Below are 15,101 nucleotides of genomic sequence, written 5' to 3'. Positions count from 1 at the left end.
GTTTTCCAAGGTTTGCGGCCATTTTGCCGGCTTGGCGAGCGGTCTTTCCATGCCGGCGCGGGATGCTGGCCTGTGCAGGTGGGCATTCGATCGCGAAAGCCGCGCCGAAACGCGGCCTCGCAAGTGCCGTACTGGAGGCTTCCATGCCTATGCGGCGTTCCGCAATGTCTTCAGGGCCTCGCTCCAGCGGGACAATTCGTCGAGCATCGTCTTTGCGCCTCCCAGCACCTGTTCGCTGGGATGGTATGCGCGGTTCCGGTCAAGCAGCGTCGCATAGGCTGGTAGCGGCTGGTAGCGCCACGCCTTCCGGGATCGGCATGACGCCGACGGAGGTGAGCAGTGGCTTTAGCGCCTGCGCCGCGCGCAGGCCACCCGACACACCGCCATAGCTGAAGATCGCAGCCGGCTTGTAGCGCCATTCATGGATAAGATAGTCGATGGCGTTCACGATCGCGGGCGCCACGAAGTAGTTGTACTCAGGCGCCACGAATACGAAGGCGTCGGCGGCGTCGATCGCCTTCGACCAGGCCTTGGTGTGGTCGTTCTCATATTTGCGCAGGCGCGGATGGTGCGGCTCGTCGAGGATCGGCAGGTTGAACGCGGCAATGTCGGTCAGCACCGGCTCGAACTTGCCGTGCTCGCGCCCGAAACCCTCCAGCCATTCGCCGAAGATCGGACCGGCGCGCCCGGGCCGCGTGCTGCCGATGATGATGTCCAGACGATGCTTCATGGGGGGCTCCTTGCTCAGCGGTATCCATTGGTGACTAACGCAGGCCGCCGCCGGCAACAAGCAGCGATTGGCTGATGCTGGTCACATTCCGGCGAGATGCGGCGATGGTATGCTGCCGTCCGGTCACATGGACGCCGGTCTTGTCGGGCACTACATTCGGCGCTGACAGCGGAGCATGCTTCATGGACACCAAGCCCGCCCCCTTCGTGCCGCCGGCGCCCAAGCCGCGCACCCAGCCGCCCTCGACGCTGGAGATGATGCGCATCGTCTACCGCAACCCGCTCGAGCTCTGGGGCGAGCACACCTACAACGAGCCCTGGATATCGGTGACCGGCATCGGCGGCCCACTGGTCATCGCCAACGACCCCGGCCTCATCCGCCATGTGCTGATCGATAACGCCAGGAATTACAAGATGGCCACGGTGCGCCAGCTGATCCTGCGCCCGATCCTGCGCGACGGGCTGCTGACCGCAGAGGGCGAGGTCTGGAAGCGTTCCCGCAAGGCGATGGCGCCGGTGTTCACGCCGCGCCACATCTTCGGCTTCGCCGGGCCGATGCTGAAGCGCACGCTGGAATTCGTCACCCGCTACGAGGCCGGCGGCGAGACCGATGTCGCCCACGACATGACGCTGCTCACCTATGACATCCTGGCCGAGACGCTGTTTTCCGGCGAGATCGCCGGCGAGCCCGGCAGCTTCGCCAGCGAGATCGACCGCCTGTTCGAGACCATGGGCCGTGTCGACCCGCTTGACCTTCTGCGCGCGCCGGAATGGCTGCCGCGGCTAACCCGCATCCGCGGCCGCAAGACCATGGCCTATTTCCGCAACATCGTAGCCAACACAGTGAAGATGCGCGAGGGGCGGCTGAAGCGCGATCCCGACGGCGTGCCGCAGGATTTCCTCACGCTTCTGCTGCGCGCCGAAGGGCCGGACGGGCTGACACGCGCCGAAGTCGAGGACAACATCATCACCTTCATCGGCGCCGGCCATGAGACGACCGCGCGGGCGCTGGGCTGGACCATCTATTGCCTCGCCGAGGCGCCTTGGGAGCGCGACAAGGTCGAACAGGAGATCGACGCGGTGCTGGCGCGCGAGCCCGACCCGACGAAGTGGCTGGATGCCATGCCGCTCACCCGCGCCGCTTTCGAGGAGGCGCTCAGGCTCTATCCGCCGGCGCCCTCGATCAACCGCGAGCCGATCGAGCCGGAGACCTGGAACGGCCTCTACATTCCGAAATACGCCGCCGTGCTGGTGATGCCCTGGGTGGTACATCGCCACAGAAAACTCTGGGACAGGCCGGACGCCTTCCTGCCGGAGCGCTTCCATCCGGAAAACCGCGACAGGATCGACCGCTTCCAATACCTGCCCTTCGGCGCCGGCCCGCGCGTCTGTATCGGCGCCAGCTTCGCCATGCAGGAGGCGATCATCGCGCTGGCGATCCTGTTGTCGCGCTTCCGCTTCGATGTGACGTCGCAGACGCGGCCTTGGCCGGTGCAGAAACTCACCACACAGCCGCAGGGCGGCCTGCCGATGCAGGTCTCCCGGCGGGCGTAGCGACTGGTCTAGCGGTCGGCGATCGGCCGGCGCTGCTGAAACTGACCGGCGGCGCGGAAGCGCCAGAGATAGCTGGGCAGGATCGTGGCGATCGCCTGCGGCTGGATGCCCAGCCCGGCAAGCGTCCTGGCGGCCTCGACGGCTTCGTCCGAGACCACGTTGTCCTCACGCAACTGCAGCACCTGGTCCTTGGTCAGGAGCGGATTGGGCAGCAGCTGGAGGATCGACGCCTGGATGTTCGCCACCCACCACGGCACCGGCACCAGCAGCCGCCGGCGGTCGATGACCGCGAGAAGCTCTTCCATGCATTCCTTGAAGGTCAGCACCTGCGGGCCGCCGAGCTCGTAGATCTGGCCGCCCTTGACGTTGCCGTCGACCGAGCGCGCGATCGCTTCGGCGACGTCGCCGACATAGACCGGCTGCAGCTTGTTCTCTCCGCCGCCGATCAGCGGCAGGATGGGCGACAGGCGCGCCATGCTGGCGAAGCGGTTGAAGAAGCGGTCCTCCGGTCCGAAATTGATCGACGGCCGGAAGATCACGGCATCCTGAATCGTCTCGAACACCGCCCTTTCGCCGAACGCCTTCGTGCGAGCGTACTCGGACGGCGAATTGAGATCGGCGCCGAGCGCCGAGATCTGGGTGAGGCCGGCGCCGACCGAGCGTGCGGCCTCGGCCACGGCGCGCGCGCCGAACTCGTGCACGGCGCCGAATTTCTGGCGGCCAGTCTCATGCAGGATGGCGACCAGATTGACGACATGGTCGGCGCCCTGCACGGCGCGGTCGACCGACCAGCGCACGCGCACATTGGCCTGCACCGGCTGGATTTGGCCGACATTGCCGAGCGGCTGCACATGGCCGGCAAGGTCGGGCCGCCGGCAGGCGACCCGGATGCGGTAGCCGCGCTTGGCCAGCGCGCGCACCACATGGCGACCGACGAAGCCCGAGCCACCGAAGACGACGACGAGCTTGGGGGTCTGCAGGATTTCGGTCATGACTGGCTCCGCGCGAGTGCTTGGCTGAAGCCGTTTCTTAATCCGTTTCTCGCCAAAGGCAAAGAGCGACCGGAGGTCGCCGTCGGCTTGATTTCGCTCCTCTCAAGAAGCGGGGTTTTCCGGCGGTGTCAGCGTCGAAACAGGGCGCAACGAGGCGGCCTCACCTAGACGGTATCAAGGTGGCATGAAGCAAGCACGCCCGCCCTGAACGCCTGGCGCGCCGCGCCGCCAACCGCGAGCCGGACGAAGCCAACCCAAGGCGGCTCGCGGCGTATGGTGCCGGATATGGGTGGCGTCAGGCTGGGAAAAGGTCAACAGGGCAGCGAAAATCAGGCCGAATAGCGCTCGGCGAATTCGGAGATGCGCTGCACGACGGCCCTGGATGTGGTGATGCCGCGCGCCTTTGCCTTCTCCGCGGCTTCGGCGCGCGAGCGTCCGGGAATATGCACGCCATAGCGCCGCCGCAGCCGGTCGAGCTGGTCCTTCATGCGCTGCTCGAAATCCGGATCGAGCAGCTTGGGCTCGATGGCCAGAACGAAAAGCCCGGTGCCGGGGCTGTCAGGTCCGCCGGTGAACCAGGGCGCGTCGAGCGACCAGTTGGCGCCGGAAATGCCTGCGGCCAGCACTTCGACCATCAAAGCGATGTTGGCGCCGCGCTGGCCGCCAAAGGCAAGCATCGCGCCCTTCATAGCCGCCGCAGGATCGGTGGTCGGGTTGCCGCTGGCATCCAGCGCCCAGCCTTCCGGGATCTTTTTGCCGTCCTCAGCGGCTTTGCGGATGTTGACGAAGGCGGTGGCGCTCGACGACTGGTCGATGACCAGCGGCGGCCCGTCGGCGGCGGGCGACGCAAAGGACATCGGATTGGTGCAATAGACCGGCTTGACCGAGCCTGAGCCGGCGAGCACCGCTGGCCCGTTGGTGGCAGCAAAGGAAACCAGCCCCTGTTCGGCCAGCCGGCCGGTGAAATAGCCGAGCGCGCCGCACGTATAGGCGTTCTTCTGCGAGAAGATCGAGACGCCGAACAGTTTCGCCGCCTTGACCAGGTCGTCGATCGTGCGGTCGAAGCCGGTATGGGCAAGACCGCCGCGCGCGTCTGAGAGATAGACCGCGAGCGCCGGCCGGGTGATCACCGGATCGGCATTGCCGTCGATGCGGCCGGCTTCGAGCGCCTCCAGATAGTCGATGAAATGCGACAACCCAACCGTCGACAGACCCTCGGCTTCCGCGGCGATGATCGAACCGGTCAGCGACTGTGCCGCCTCCTCATTGGCGCCGGCGCCGAGCGCCGCCATTCGGCATAGGCCTGTTGCCTGGGCGAGGGTGAGTTGCATCGTGGCCGTCCTAAGGGAGTAGGGGAATAAGGGAGTAGGGGAGAGTAAGGGGAAATTGTGGAGCGAATAGCGAATGGGGGTGGAAATGTGAATGCGGATCGTGGCTGAACACTCCGCTACTCCGCTACTCCGCTACTCCGCTACTCCGCTACTCCGCTACTCCGCTACTCCGCTACTCCCCTACTATCCGATCTTGACCGGAATCCGCGCCTCGATCCGGCTGAAGACGAAGACCAGGATGCCGGTGATCGTCATATAGATCAGCGCCAGGAGCAGCAAAGGCTCGTAGGTCAGATAGGTGTCCTGGCGCACCTTGGAGGAAACGGCGAAGATGTCGATGACGCTGATCGTCGCCACCAGCGGCGTCGATTTCAGCTGCAGCACGGTCTCACCGGTCAGCGTCGGCAGCGCACGGTAGAAGGCTTGCGGCAGCCAGATGCGGCGGAAGATTTTCCAACGGCTCATGCCGAAGGCGCGAGCGGCCTCGAGCTGGCCTCTTGGAACGCCGGCGAAGGCGCCGCGCATCACTTCACCTTCATAACCAGCGAAGGAAAAGGTCAGCGCCACCACGGCGTAGGGCCAAGCCTGCCTGAGATAGGGCCATAGCCAGGATTCACGGATCCACGGATATTGCGGGAAGATCGAGCCGAGGCCGTAATAGAGCAGCCAGAGCTGCAGGAGCAGCGGCGTTCCCCGGATGATGGTGCAGAAGGCTTTTGCCGGCGCCGAGAACCAGATCGGTCCGCCTGCCTGGGCGAGCCCGAGCGGCACCGCAAGCGCAAAGCCCAGCGCGCAGGTGACGGCGAGGATCCAGAGCGACCGCCATAGGCCTATCAGGCCCATTTCCCAATATTGCGGCAGCCAGTCCCAGCGCTTGAAGAAGGCCGCGCAAAGCACCAGCGCCAAGGCGATCAGGATGAGCACGATGCGGTGCGGCTTGAGCCAGATCGAGGCCCGCGCCGCGATATTGATCGCGATGGCTTCGGCCGACATCAGCGCGCCTCCTTGACGGAGGGCATGCCGCGCCGTGACCAGGCTTCGACGCGGCCGATGATCAGGTTGGAGAACAGCGTGAGCGCGAGGTAGAGCGCGCCGGCCGCGAGATAGAAGAGCAAATAGGCCTTGGTGACGCCGGCCGCCTGGCGCGTCGCCAGCGTCAGTTCGAAGAAGCCGACGACGGCAAGCAGCGCGGTGTCCTTGGTGGCGATCAGCCACAGATTGGCGAGGCCGGGGATGGCGAAGGGCAGCATCGCCGGCAACGTGATGCGCCGCAGCATCAGGCCGGGCGACATCCCGTAGGCGCGGGCGGCCTCGATCTGGCCTTGCGGGATGGCGAGGATGGCGCCGCGGATGACTTCGGTCGAATAGGCGCCCTGTACGAAACCCAGCACGAAAATGCCGGCCGCGAGCCCGCTGATGTCGACACGGCTGTAGCCGATCGCCGTCAGCATCTGATTGATGAGATCTGTCCCGGCATAGTAGAGCAATAGGATCAGCACCAGTTCCGGCACGGCGCGCACGATGGTCGTGTAGACCGCGAGCAGGTCGCGCGTCACCGGGCCGCCATAGAGTTTGCCGAAGGCGCCGGCGGTGCCGATCATCAGGCCGAGGCAGGTGGCGCCTACGGCGATCTCGATCGAATGCAGCAGCCCGACAAGCAGCGTACCGCCCCAGCCGGGCGCCACGGGCGACAGGAGTTCCATGATGCCGGCCGCGGAGGCCGGAAGAAAGACGTCGATCAGCTTCGCCCCCGATTGCTGGCAAGCCGCTGATCATCGGGTCAGCGACTTGCATGCGTGGCAAGGTTGGGCATGGCGCGTACGCCATGCCCTCACTCATGTGCGAGAGGGTTCAGTTCGACTGCGTGGCGCCGCCGTAAATGTCGAAGTCGAAATATTTCTTCGAGATCTCGTCATACTTGCCGTTGGCGCGGATCGCCTTGATGCCGGCGTTGAACTTTTCCTTGAGCGCGGTGTCTTCCTTGCGGACGCCGACGCCGACGCCCGGTCCGAGCACTTCGTCGTCCGGGGCCACCATGCCCTTCAGGTCGCAGCAGGCCTTGCCCTGGTCGGTCTTGAGGAATTCGCCGAGCGCGATCGAGTCCGCCTGCACCGCGTCGATACGGCCGGCGGCCAGATCGTTATTGGCTTCGTCCTGCGTCTGGTATTCCTTGATCTCCTGCGCGCCGGTGAAGTGCTTCTTGGCGTAGACCGCATGCACCGTGGACACCTGGACGCCGATCACCTTGCCCTTGAGGTCGTCCGGCGTGGCGCCGAATTTCTGGTCCTTCGGCCCGATGATCGCGGTCGGGGTGTTGTAGTACTTGTCGGAGAAGTCGATCGTCTTCTTGCGCTCGTCGGTGATCGACATCGAGGAGACGATGGCGTCGATCTTCTTGGTGGTCAGAGCCGGGATGATGCCGTCCCATGCCACCGGCGTGATCACGCAGTCGAGCTTCTCTTCGGCGCAAACGGCGTCGACGAAGTCGATCTCCCAACCCACCCACTTGCCGCTGGCGTCTGGCGAGGTGAAGGGCGGATAGGGTTCGGCGGCGACGCCGATCTTGACCTGCTCGGCCTTGGCCACGCCGCCCATCGCTGCGACGCCGATAAGCAGCGCCGCGGCGAATGTCTTGAGAACAGTCTTCATGTCAGGACTCCCAGTTTGTTGTTGTTCCCGGTTTTCGCTCCGCTTGATGCCGGCTCCTAGCCGACATTGCGGAGGAATTGCTTGAGCCTTTCGGATTTGGGCGCGCCGAACAGCTGTTCCGGCGGACCTTCTTCCTCGACCAGCCCATTGTAGAGATAGACGACATGCGTCGCGACCTCACGGGCGAACTTCATTTCATGCGTCACCAGCACCATGGTGCGCCCCTCGCGCGCCAGGTCGCCGATCACTTTCAGCACCTCGCCGACCAGTTCGGGATCGAGTGCCGACGTCGGCTCGTCGAACAGCATGACGCGCGGATTGATCGCCAGCGCCCGGGCGATCGCGGCGCGCTGCTGCTGGCCGCCGGACAGGAAGGCAGGATAGACGTCGCGCTTCTCCGCCAGCCCGACGCGGGCAAGCAGCTTCTCGGCCTGGGCGATCGCCTCGTCGCGCTTGACGCCCAGCACATGCACCGGAACCTCGATGACGTTCTCGATCAGCGTCATGTGACTCCACAGGTTGAAATTCTGGAACACCATGCCGAGCCGCGTGCGGATCCGCTCGATCTGCCTGCGGTCGGCCGGAACCGTGTGGCCGTGGCTGTCGGCCTTGAGCTTGATCTCCTCGCCATTGACCCGGATGATGCCGCTGGTCGGGTTTTCCAGGCAGTTGATGCAACGCAGCAGCGTCGATTTGCCGGAGCCGGAGCCGCCGATGATGGCGACCACCTCGCCGTCGCGCGCCGACAACGAAACGCCCTTCAGCACGTGCAGCTGGCCGAACTTCTTATGCAGGTTTTCGACGTGGATGGCTTCGGCGGCGCCGTTTTGCGCCTCGCCGGATCGGACTGCGGCAGCGTCCTCCACGCTCACCGGGTGACCTCTATCTGGCCGACGGCAGGTCGTCGAACGTCCATCCGGCTAATCAACATACGCTGTCCTGCCCACTCCAGACTTCAGCATGGACCCGACAGCGCGAGCCCGTCAATCCCGCCCATTACGGCACTTGCGGCGTTGTTGTGCAAGTGTATAAATAGCCTCTCATGAAATTTTTTCGATTTTTTTCAGCATAAAAGGGCATCGATGAGCGCTTTCGGATCACAGTCCATGGCGGCGCCGCTGCGGCGTGTGCTGATGCGTTCGGCAGCCAATGCCATGCGCGACGCCGACAGGGCTGCCTGGCACTATGGCCCGGGGTTCAACCCGGCGAAAGCCGCCGCGCAGCACGCGGCCCTTGCCGAACTGGTGGCGGGTTCCGGCGCCGAGATCGAGTGGATCGAGGACAAGGCCGACGGCCTTTCGGATTCGGTGTTCACGCATGACCCGTCGCTGGTGACCGACCGCGGCGCGCTGATCCTGTCCATGGGCAAGCCGCTGCGCGCCAAAGAGCCCTCGCTGCATGAGGAAACCTACAAAAGCCTGGGCATTCCGATCCTCGGCCGCGTCGAGGCTCCCGGCCAGGTCGAAGGCGGCGACTGTGTATGGCTGGATGCCCGCACGCTGGCGATCGGGCGTGGAGTGCGCACTAACCAGGAAGGCATCCAGCAGGTTGCCAACCTGCTGACGCCGCTGGGCATTTCCGTCTACGGATTCGATCTGCCGCTGTGGCAGGGGGAAGAGGCGTGCCTGCATCTGATGTCGGTGATCAGCCCGCTGGCCGACGACCTCGCCCTGGTCTATTCGCCGCTTTTGCCGGCACCGTTCTACCAGATGCTGAAGGCGCACGGCATCCGCCTGGTCGAAGGCGACCCGCAAGAGTTTGCCGCCTCCAACGGCCTCAGCCTGAACGTGCTGCCGACCAGCCCGTTGAAGGTCATTGCCGTGGCCGGCTTTCCCAAGACCAAAGCCGCGATGGAAGCCGCCGGCTGCACGGTCGAGATATTCGAGGCGGACGCGCTCTGCATCGCCTGCGAAGGCGGGCCGACATGCCTGACGCGGCCGATCCTGCGTCAATGAATGCGCGCCGCAAGTTCCGCCGCGAGGGCGAGGAGCGGCGGCGGCAGGATCTGATCGATGCCACCCTGGACAGCGTGGCGGAACATGGCCTTGAGGGCGCCACCTTGCGCACCATCGCCTTGCGTGCCGGCGTCACCGCCGGGCTGATCCGGCACTATTTCCCCGGCAAGGAAGATTTGCTGCAGGAAGCCTATGCAGCATTGATGGGCCGCATGACCGAGCAGGCGAAAGCGGCTTTGGCCATGGAGGATGCCTCTCCGCGCCAACGCCTTGCGGCTTTCGTCACCGCCAACCTCGACGCGCCGATCATCGACCAGCGGGTGTTTTCGCTCTGGGCGACCTTCATCGGCCGCGCCGGCGCGGATCCGACGCTCGCCCGCGCCCATCGCGAAGGTTATCTCGGCTTTCGCAACGAGGTGGAAGCGGTCGTCGCCGAAGTGCTCGCCGCCGAACGGCGCAAGCCCGACGCGGCCGAGCTGCGCCACCATGCCATTGCCATCAACGCGATCATCGACGGGCTCTGGATCGAAGGCTGCCTGGCTGGCGAGATGTTCTCGCCCGGCGAATTGGCGGCGATCGGCATCAAGGCCGTCGAGGCCGAGCTCGGCCTCGCGCCGCTGGAGCTAAAGGGAGGAAACCAATGACCACCATCGGCGAAGCGCTGATCACGCTGCTCGAGGCGCATGGCGTCGACACTGTCTTCGGCATTCCGGGCGTGCATACGGTCGAGCTCTATCGCGGGCTGGCGCGCTCGAAGATCCGCCATGTCACGCCGCGCCACGAGCAAGGCGCCGGCTTCATGGCCGACGGCTATGCGCGCGCCGGCGGCCGGCCGGGCGTCGCCTTCGTCATCACCGGGCCGGGCCTCACCAACACCATCACCGCCATGGGTCAGGCGCGCGCCGATTCGGTGCCGATGCTGGTCATCTCCGGCGTCAACGCCACCGATACGCTCGGAAAAGGGCTGGGCTTCCTGCATGAACTGCCCGACCAGCGCGGCATGATGGAGAAGGTGGCGCTGTTTTCGGAGCGCATCATCGAAGCCGGGCAACTGCCTGGCGCGCTCGCCCGCGCCTTCGCGCTTTTCTCGTCGGCGCGGCCGGGCCCGGTACATATCGAGATTCCCACCGATGTCATGGTCAAGCCCGCCGACGGCATAGTGGCGGCGCTGAGCAACGCCGCACCGCCCGCCCCGGACGCGGCGGCGATCGCCGAAGCGGCGAAGCTGATCAAGGCAGCCGGCCGCCCGCTGATCCTTTCGGGCGGCGGCGCCAGGAAGGCCGACGCGGCGCTGCAGCGCCTCGCCGAGACGCTTGGCGCCGCCGTCGTCGAGACGGCCAATGCGCGTGGCCTGCTGCATGGCCATCCACTTTGCGTGCCGGCCAGCCCCAGCCTCAAGGCAGTGCGCGCGCTGATGGCGGACGCCGATCTGGTGATCGCCGCCGGCACCGAATTCGGCCCGACCGACTATGACGGCTATGGCGACGGCGGCTTCGTGCTGCCGAAAAACCTGATCCGCATCGATATCGGCGCCGACCAGATCGCGCGCCGTCCCGTGACGGTCGGCATCCAGGCCGATTGCGCCGAAGGGATCGAGGCATTGCTGCTGGCTATCGGGCCGGGTCATCCGGCGGCGAAGGGCGGCGAAGTCCGCGCGGCAGCCGCGCGCGAGGCCGCGCGGGCCGAGCTGAAGCCCGAATACCTGGCGCAGGTTCGCGCCGTGGAGATGATCCGCGACGCGCTTCCGGGCGCCATCCTCGTCGGCGATTCGACCCAGCCGATCTATGCCGCCAACCTCTATTACGACCACGACCGTCCCGGCGGCTGGTTCAACGCCGCGACCGGCTTCGGCGCGCTGGGCTACGGTCCGCCGGCGGCGATCGGCGCGGCACTTGCCGTGCCCGAGGCGCCGGTGGTGTGCCTCACCGGCGATGGCGGCTTCCAGTTCACCCTGCCGGAGATCGGCGCCGCGCTCGACGCCGAGACGCCGGTGATCTTCGTTGTCTGGAACAATCGCGGCTATCGCGAGATCGAAACCTCAATGCTCGATGTCGGCGTCGAGCCGGTCGGCGTCTCGCCGGCGCCGCCGGATTTCTGCAAGCTCGCCGAGGCCTACGGCATCGAGGCCGAGCGCTTGACCGGGGTCGGCGGCCTGGTGGAGGCGCTGAAGCGCGCGCGGGCGGCGGCCAAGCCGCGCGTCATCGAAATCACCGTCGACTGAAGGCTGGTGCCACCGTTGCTCGGCCCATGCTGGCGCACCGCCAATTGGCGTCGCCTGCCACGGTTCGACGCATGCAAAGACGCTGCGCCAGCCATGTCGATATTTCAATTGAGTGACAGCGCGAAAGGCGCGACGTTCGAGCCTGGGGAGGCATAACCCAAGATATAATCATAAAAAAAATGACAGGAGCGGTCTAAGTATGACGGAAACGCTGAATGGCAGGCATGTCGTGGTGACGGGCGGCACTGGGGCGCTCGGCGGCGCGGTTGTCGGCAGGTTGCTGGAGCAAGGCGCGATCTGCCACGTGCCCAATGCCCACGCGGCGGCCCCGCCGCATTTTCCTTACGCAGCCCATGCCAGCGTGCATCTGGCGCACAATGTCGACTTGTCGGATTCGGCGAAGGTCGACGCCTTCTACCATCAGGTGCCCGCGCTCTGGGCCTCGATCCACCTTGCCGGCGGCTTCACCATGGCGCCGGTCGAAAAGATCGAGTCGGCTTCCTTCGCCGAAATGATGGACACCAACGCCCGCACGGCCTTCCTGTGCAGCCGCGCCGCCGTGCGCTCGATGCTGACCTCCAACACGGCCGGCCGCATCGTCAACGTCACCGCGCGGGCGGCGCTGGAACCGCGCAAAGGTTCGGGCATGGTCGCCTATACGGCGAGCAAGGCGGCGGTCGCGGCCATGACGGTGGCGATGGCTGAGGAGCTGAAGCACAAGGGCATCCTGGTCAACGCCGTGGCGCCCTCGACGCTCGACACGCAGGCCAATCGCGACAGCATGCCGGACGCCGATTTCAGCAAATGGGTCAGCCTCGAGGCCGCGGCCGAAGCGATCGCCTATCTCGCCTCGCCCGCCAACCAGGCTATGAGCGGCACGCTGGTTCCGCTCTACGGCCGGGCCTGACAGCACAGATATTCCGATAAAAGAAAAACCCCGCCGGATCGCTCCGACGGGGTTTTTTGTCACTGCTCAGCGAAGAAGCTTAGTTGCCCTGCTTCTTCAGCGCCGCGCCCAGGATGTCGCCGAGCGACGCGCCGGAGTCGGTCGAGCCATACTGGGCGACCGCTTCCTTCTCCTCGGCGATTTCCAGCGCCTTGATCGAGACCTGCAGCTTGCGGGTCTTCTTGTCGAAGGCAATGACCCGGGCGTCGACCTTCTGGCCGACGGTGAAGCGCTCGGGGCGCTGCTCGTCGCGGTCGCGCGAAAGATCGGAACGCTTGATGAAGGTCTCGATGCCGCTGTCGACCAGCCGCACGTCCAGACCGCCATCCTTCACGCCGATCACCTCGCAGGTGACGACGGCGTTCTTGCGCAGCTCGCCGCTGGTGGCCGCTTCGCCGACCGTGTCACGGGCCAGCTGCTTGATGCCGAGCGAGATGCGCTCCTTCTCGATGTCGACGTCGAGCACCTGCGCCTTGACCATGTCGCCGCGATTGTACTCTTCGATGACCTGCTCGCCCGGACGGGTCCAGTCCAGGTCGGAGAGATGCACCATGCCGTCCACGTCGCCTTCCAGGCCGATGAACAGGCCGAACTCGGTCTTGTTCTTGACCTCGCCCTCGACCTGGCTGCCGACCGGATGGTTGCGCGCGAAGGCTTCCCACGGGTTCTCCAGCGTCTGCTTGAGACCGAGCGAGATGCGGCGCTTGGCCGGATCGACCTCGAGCACGACCACGTCGACTTCCTGGGTCGTCGACAGGATCTTGCCGGGGTGCACGTTCTTCTTCGTCCACGACATTTCCGAAACGTGGATGAGGCCCTCGATGCCCGGCTCCAGCTCGACGAACGCGCCGTAGTCGGTGATGTTGGTGACGGTGCCCTTGATCTTCTTGCCGATGGGGAACTTGGTGCCGATATCCGACCACGGATCCGACTCGAGCTGCTTCATCCCGAGCGAGATGCGGTGGGTTTCCTGGTTGATGCGGATGATCTGCACCTTGACCGTCTGACCGATATTGAGGATCTCGGTCGGATGGTTGACGCGGCGCCAGGCCATGTCGGTGACATGCAGCAGGCCGTCGATGCCGCCGAGGTCGACGAACGCACCGTAGTCGGTGATGTTCTTGACCACGCCTTCGACCACCTGGCCTTCCTCGAGGTTCTGCACGATTTCCGAACGCTGTTCGGCGCGGCTCTCCTCGAGCACGGTGCGGCGCGACACCACGATGTTGCCGCGGCGGCGATCCATCTTGAGGATCTCGAAGGGCTGCGGGTTGTGCATTAGCGGGGTGACGTCGCGGATCGGGCGGATATCAACCTGGCTGCGCGGCAGGAAGGCCACGGCGCCGTCGAGGTCGACGGTGAAGCCGCCCTTGACCTGGTTGAAGATGACGCCTTCGACGCGCTCACCCTTGGTGAACTTCTCTTCGAGACGCACCCAGCTCTCTTCGCGGCGAGCCTTCTCGCGCGACAGCATGGCTTCGCCAAGCGCGTTCTCGATGCGCTCGACATAGACTTCGACGGTGTCGCCGACCTTGAGGGAGGATTCCTTGCCCTTGGCGCCGAATTCCTTCAGCGGCACGCGGCCTTCGACCTTGAGGCCGACATCAATGATGGCCATGTCCTTTTCGATCGCGGTGATCGTGCCCCGGACAACCTGGCCCTCGCCGGAATGGCCGGCGGTGAATGATTCTTCGAGCATGCTCGCGAAATCGTCGCGAGACGGATTAGCAGCTGACATTGTTTCTCCTGGAATGCTCCGCGCGCTGGCGGAGCGGGCGCCGTGGGTTAGCGTTGCGTGAGCCTGCCGGCGTTCCGGGCTGAAGAGCCCTTGGCCACTTATTAAGTGGCAAGTCCGGCGCATGAAGAATGCTGGCAGGCTGGTTCGTGCCCGATATGGGTATTTTCGCCGCTCAAGGCAACCGAAAAGCCCGATCAGGCCTTGTTTCTCTTGGCAAGGACGTCGTCAACGATCGCCATCGTCGCCAGAAACGCGGCTTCTATAGCCATTTCGCTGGTATCAAGCAAGTGCGCGTCTGCCGCGGGCTTCAACGGTGAGTCGGCGCGGCCCATGTCGCGCTCGTCGCGGCGCTCGATGTCGGCGAGGATGGTGGCGAAATCGGCGCTGCCGCCCATGCTCTCAATCTCGGCCAGCCGGCGCCTGGCGCGCACTTCGGCGCTCGCCGTCACATAGAGCTTGATGTCGGCATCGGGGCACACCACCGTACCGATGTCGCGGCCGTCGAGCACAGCACCCGGCGCCGCCTTGGCGAACTCGCGCTGCTTCTCGACCAGGATGCGCCGCACCGTGGGAATGACCGCGACCTTGGAGGCCGCCTCGCCCACCGCATGCGCCGACAGCACTGTGCGGTCGAGGTTGGAGAGGTCGACCTGTCGCGCCGCGGTTTCGGCCGCGGAGACATTGTCGAGCGGCAGGCCGAGCTCGAGCAGCTTGTGGGCCACCGCGCGGTAAGTGAGGCCGGTGTCGAGCAGGTTCAGGCGGTAGTGATCGGCGAGCCGGCGGGCGAGCGTGCCCTTGCCGGCGCCTGCGGGTCCGTCGATGGCGATGGTGAAGGGGGCGCTCATTGGCCGGTCGCAGCGATCGACGGGCAAGATGAATAAGACAAATGCCGCGTTCCTTCACACCCCCCTCTGTCCTGCCGGACATCTCCCCCGCAAGGGGGTAGATTGGCAGTTCCGATGCCGGCGCCTTCCGTCCAGCGTTGG

Annotated in this window: 14 protein-coding genes and 1 pseudogene; 5 read left to right on the top strand and 10 right to left on the bottom strand. The window is 65.5% G+C overall.

Features of this window, described 5'->3' with window-relative positions:
* Positions 1 to 147: 147 nt before the first annotated feature.
* Together O7A05_RS29230 and O7A05_RS29225 are read right to left on the bottom strand one after the other, a co-directional pair.
* A pseudogene (locus O7A05_RS29230) lies at positions 148 to 730 on the bottom strand (NADPH-dependent FMN reductase).
* A gap of 34 nt (positions 731 to 764) precedes the next feature.
* Positions 765 to 914 carry a hypothetical protein gene (locus O7A05_RS29225; protein WP_337096616.1) on the bottom strand — a complete coding sequence of 50 codons (150 nt, stop codon included), beginning with the start codon at positions 912 to 914 and terminating at the stop codon, positions 765 to 767.
* Here O7A05_RS29225 and O7A05_RS29220 point away from each other — a divergent pair.
* Positions 913 to 2,283, top strand: coding sequence for a cytochrome P450 (locus O7A05_RS29220; protein WP_337096614.1), 1,371 nt, complete (start codon positions 913 to 915; stop codon positions 2,281 to 2,283). The two genes, O7A05_RS29225 and O7A05_RS29220, sit on opposite strands and share 2 nt — an antisense overlap.
* Positions 2,284 to 2,291: 8 nt before the next feature.
* Here O7A05_RS29220 and O7A05_RS29215 read toward each other — a convergent pair whose 3' ends face one another.
* From O7A05_RS29215 to O7A05_RS29190, 6 genes are all read right to left on the bottom strand, one after another.
* Entirely contained in the window at positions 2,292 to 3,275 is a 984-nt protein-coding gene (locus tag O7A05_RS29215) for a complex I NDUFA9 subunit family protein (RefSeq protein ID WP_337096612.1), read from the bottom strand.
* A 329-nt stretch (positions 3,276 to 3,604) separates the two neighbouring features.
* The gene (locus tag O7A05_RS29210; protein WP_337096610.1) at positions 3,605 to 4,606 is read right to left on the bottom strand and encodes an Ldh family oxidoreductase; all 1,002 of its coding nucleotides are present in this window, start codon (positions 4,604 to 4,606) and stop codon (positions 3,605 to 3,607) included.
* Between the two features lie 183 nt (positions 4,607 to 4,789).
* Entirely contained in the window at positions 4,790 to 5,599 is an 810-nt protein-coding gene (locus O7A05_RS29205; RefSeq protein ID WP_337096609.1) for an ABC transporter permease, read from the bottom strand.
* Positions 5,599 to 6,309 carry an ABC transporter permease gene (locus O7A05_RS29200; RefSeq protein WP_224511707.1) on the bottom strand — a complete coding sequence of 237 codons (711 nt, stop codon included), beginning with the start codon at positions 6,307 to 6,309 and terminating at the stop codon, positions 5,599 to 5,601. Before O7A05_RS29200 ends, O7A05_RS29205 begins: the two co-directional genes overlap by 1 nt.
* Positions 6,310 to 6,457: 148 nt before the next feature.
* Positions 6,458 to 7,255: a transporter substrate-binding domain-containing protein gene (locus O7A05_RS29195; protein ID WP_337096607.1), complete on the bottom strand. Its 798-nt coding sequence runs from the start codon at positions 7,253 to 7,255 to the stop codon at positions 6,458 to 6,460.
* Between the two features lie 56 nt (positions 7,256 to 7,311).
* Positions 7,312 to 8,127, bottom strand: coding sequence for an ABC transporter ATP-binding protein (locus tag O7A05_RS29190; protein WP_337096606.1), 816 nt, complete (start codon positions 8,125 to 8,127; stop codon positions 7,312 to 7,314).
* Positions 8,128 to 8,337: 210 nt separating this feature from the next.
* Between O7A05_RS29190 and O7A05_RS29185 the strand changes: the two genes are divergently transcribed.
* The 4 genes from O7A05_RS29185 to O7A05_RS29170 all read left to right on the top strand — a co-directional run bounded on the left by O7A05_RS29185 (position 8,338) and on the right by O7A05_RS29170 (position 12,338).
* On the top strand, positions 8,338 to 9,210 hold the full coding sequence (locus O7A05_RS29185; protein WP_337096605.1) for a dimethylarginine dimethylaminohydrolase family protein: 873 nt from the start codon (positions 8,338 to 8,340) through the stop codon (positions 9,208 to 9,210).
* Positions 9,180 to 9,854 carry a TetR family transcriptional regulator C-terminal domain-containing protein gene (locus tag O7A05_RS29180; protein ID WP_337096604.1) on the top strand — a complete coding sequence of 225 codons (675 nt, stop codon included), beginning with the start codon at positions 9,180 to 9,182 and terminating at the stop codon, positions 9,852 to 9,854. The genes O7A05_RS29185 and O7A05_RS29180 overlap by 31 nt, the downstream gene beginning before the upstream one ends.
* Entirely contained in the window at positions 9,851 to 11,431 is a 1,581-nt protein-coding gene (locus O7A05_RS29175) for a 5-guanidino-2-oxopentanoate decarboxylase (protein ID WP_337096602.1), read from the top strand. Before O7A05_RS29180 ends, O7A05_RS29175 begins: the two co-directional genes overlap by 4 nt.
* 199 nt (positions 11,432 to 11,630) lie before the next feature.
* Positions 11,631 to 12,338: an SDR family NAD(P)-dependent oxidoreductase gene (locus O7A05_RS29170; protein ID WP_337096600.1), complete on the top strand. Its 708-nt coding sequence runs from the start codon at positions 11,631 to 11,633 to the stop codon at positions 12,336 to 12,338.
* 79 nt (positions 12,339 to 12,417) lie between these two features.
* Here the strand turns inward: O7A05_RS29170 and rpsA are convergent, their stop codons facing one another.
* Entirely contained in the window at positions 12,418 to 14,115 is a 1,698-nt protein-coding gene (gene rpsA, locus O7A05_RS29165) for a 30S ribosomal protein S1 (RefSeq protein WP_224511698.1), read from the bottom strand.
* 194 nt (positions 14,116 to 14,309) lie between these two features.
* Entirely contained in the window at positions 14,310 to 14,960 is a 651-nt protein-coding gene (gene cmk / locus O7A05_RS29160) for a (d)CMP kinase (RefSeq protein ID WP_337096598.1), read from the bottom strand.
* Positions 14,961 to 15,101 lie beyond the last annotated feature (141 nt).

This window comes from Mesorhizobium argentiipisi (SeqCode) (assembly GCF_037179585.1).
In the GTDB taxonomy this organism is placed as follows: domain Bacteria; phylum Pseudomonadota; class Alphaproteobacteria; order Rhizobiales; family Rhizobiaceae; genus Mesorhizobium; species Mesorhizobium argentiipisi.
The sequence above is the reverse complement of the archived record's forward strand: the minus strand, read 5'-3'. Positions and strand labels throughout refer to the sequence as shown.

What these genes read in the sequence shown, in the direction of transcription:
- O7A05_RS29220 (WP_337096614.1), top strand. Translation starts at nt 913, where the DNA reads ATGGACACCAAGCCCGCCCCCTTCGTGCCGCCGGCGCCCAAGCCGCGC.
- O7A05_RS29175 (WP_337096602.1), top strand. Translation starts at nt 9,851, where the DNA reads ATGACCACCATCGGCGAAGCGCTGATCACGCTGCTCGAGGCGCATGGC.
- O7A05_RS29195 (WP_337096607.1), bottom strand. Translation starts at nt 7,255, where the DNA reads ATGAAGACTGTTCTCAAGACATTCGCCGCGGCGCTGCTTATCGGCGTC.
- O7A05_RS29225 (WP_337096616.1), bottom strand. Translation starts at nt 914, where the DNA reads ATGAAGCATGCTCCGCTGTCAGCGCCGAATGTAGTGCCCGACAAGACC.
- O7A05_RS29180 (WP_337096604.1), top strand. Translation starts at nt 9,180, where the DNA reads ATGCCTGACGCGGCCGATCCTGCGTCAATGAATGCGCGCCGCAAGTTC.
- O7A05_RS29210 (WP_337096610.1), bottom strand. Translation starts at nt 4,606, where the DNA reads ATGCAACTCACCCTCGCCCAGGCAACAGGCCTATGCCGAATGGCGGCG.
- O7A05_RS29170 (WP_337096600.1), top strand. Translation starts at nt 11,631, where the DNA reads ATGACGGAAACGCTGAATGGCAGGCATGTCGTGGTGACGGGCGGCACT.
- O7A05_RS29205 (WP_337096609.1), bottom strand. Translation starts at nt 5,599, where the DNA reads ATGTCGGCCGAAGCCATCGCGATCAATATCGCGGCGCGGGCCTCGATC.
- cmk (WP_337096598.1), bottom strand. Translation starts at nt 14,960, where the DNA reads ATGAGCGCCCCCTTCACCATCGCCATCGACGGACCCGCAGGCGCCGGC.
- O7A05_RS29185 (WP_337096605.1), top strand. Translation starts at nt 8,338, where the DNA reads ATGAGCGCTTTCGGATCACAGTCCATGGCGGCGCCGCTGCGGCGTGTG.
- O7A05_RS29200 (WP_224511707.1), bottom strand. Translation starts at nt 6,309, where the DNA reads ATGGAACTCCTGTCGCCCGTGGCGCCCGGCTGGGGCGGTACGCTGCTT.
- O7A05_RS29215 (WP_337096612.1), bottom strand. Translation starts at nt 3,275, where the DNA reads ATGACCGAAATCCTGCAGACCCCCAAGCTCGTCGTCGTCTTCGGTGGC.
- rpsA (WP_224511698.1), bottom strand. Translation starts at nt 14,115, where the DNA reads ATGTCAGCTGCTAATCCGTCTCGCGACGATTTCGCGAGCATGCTCGAA.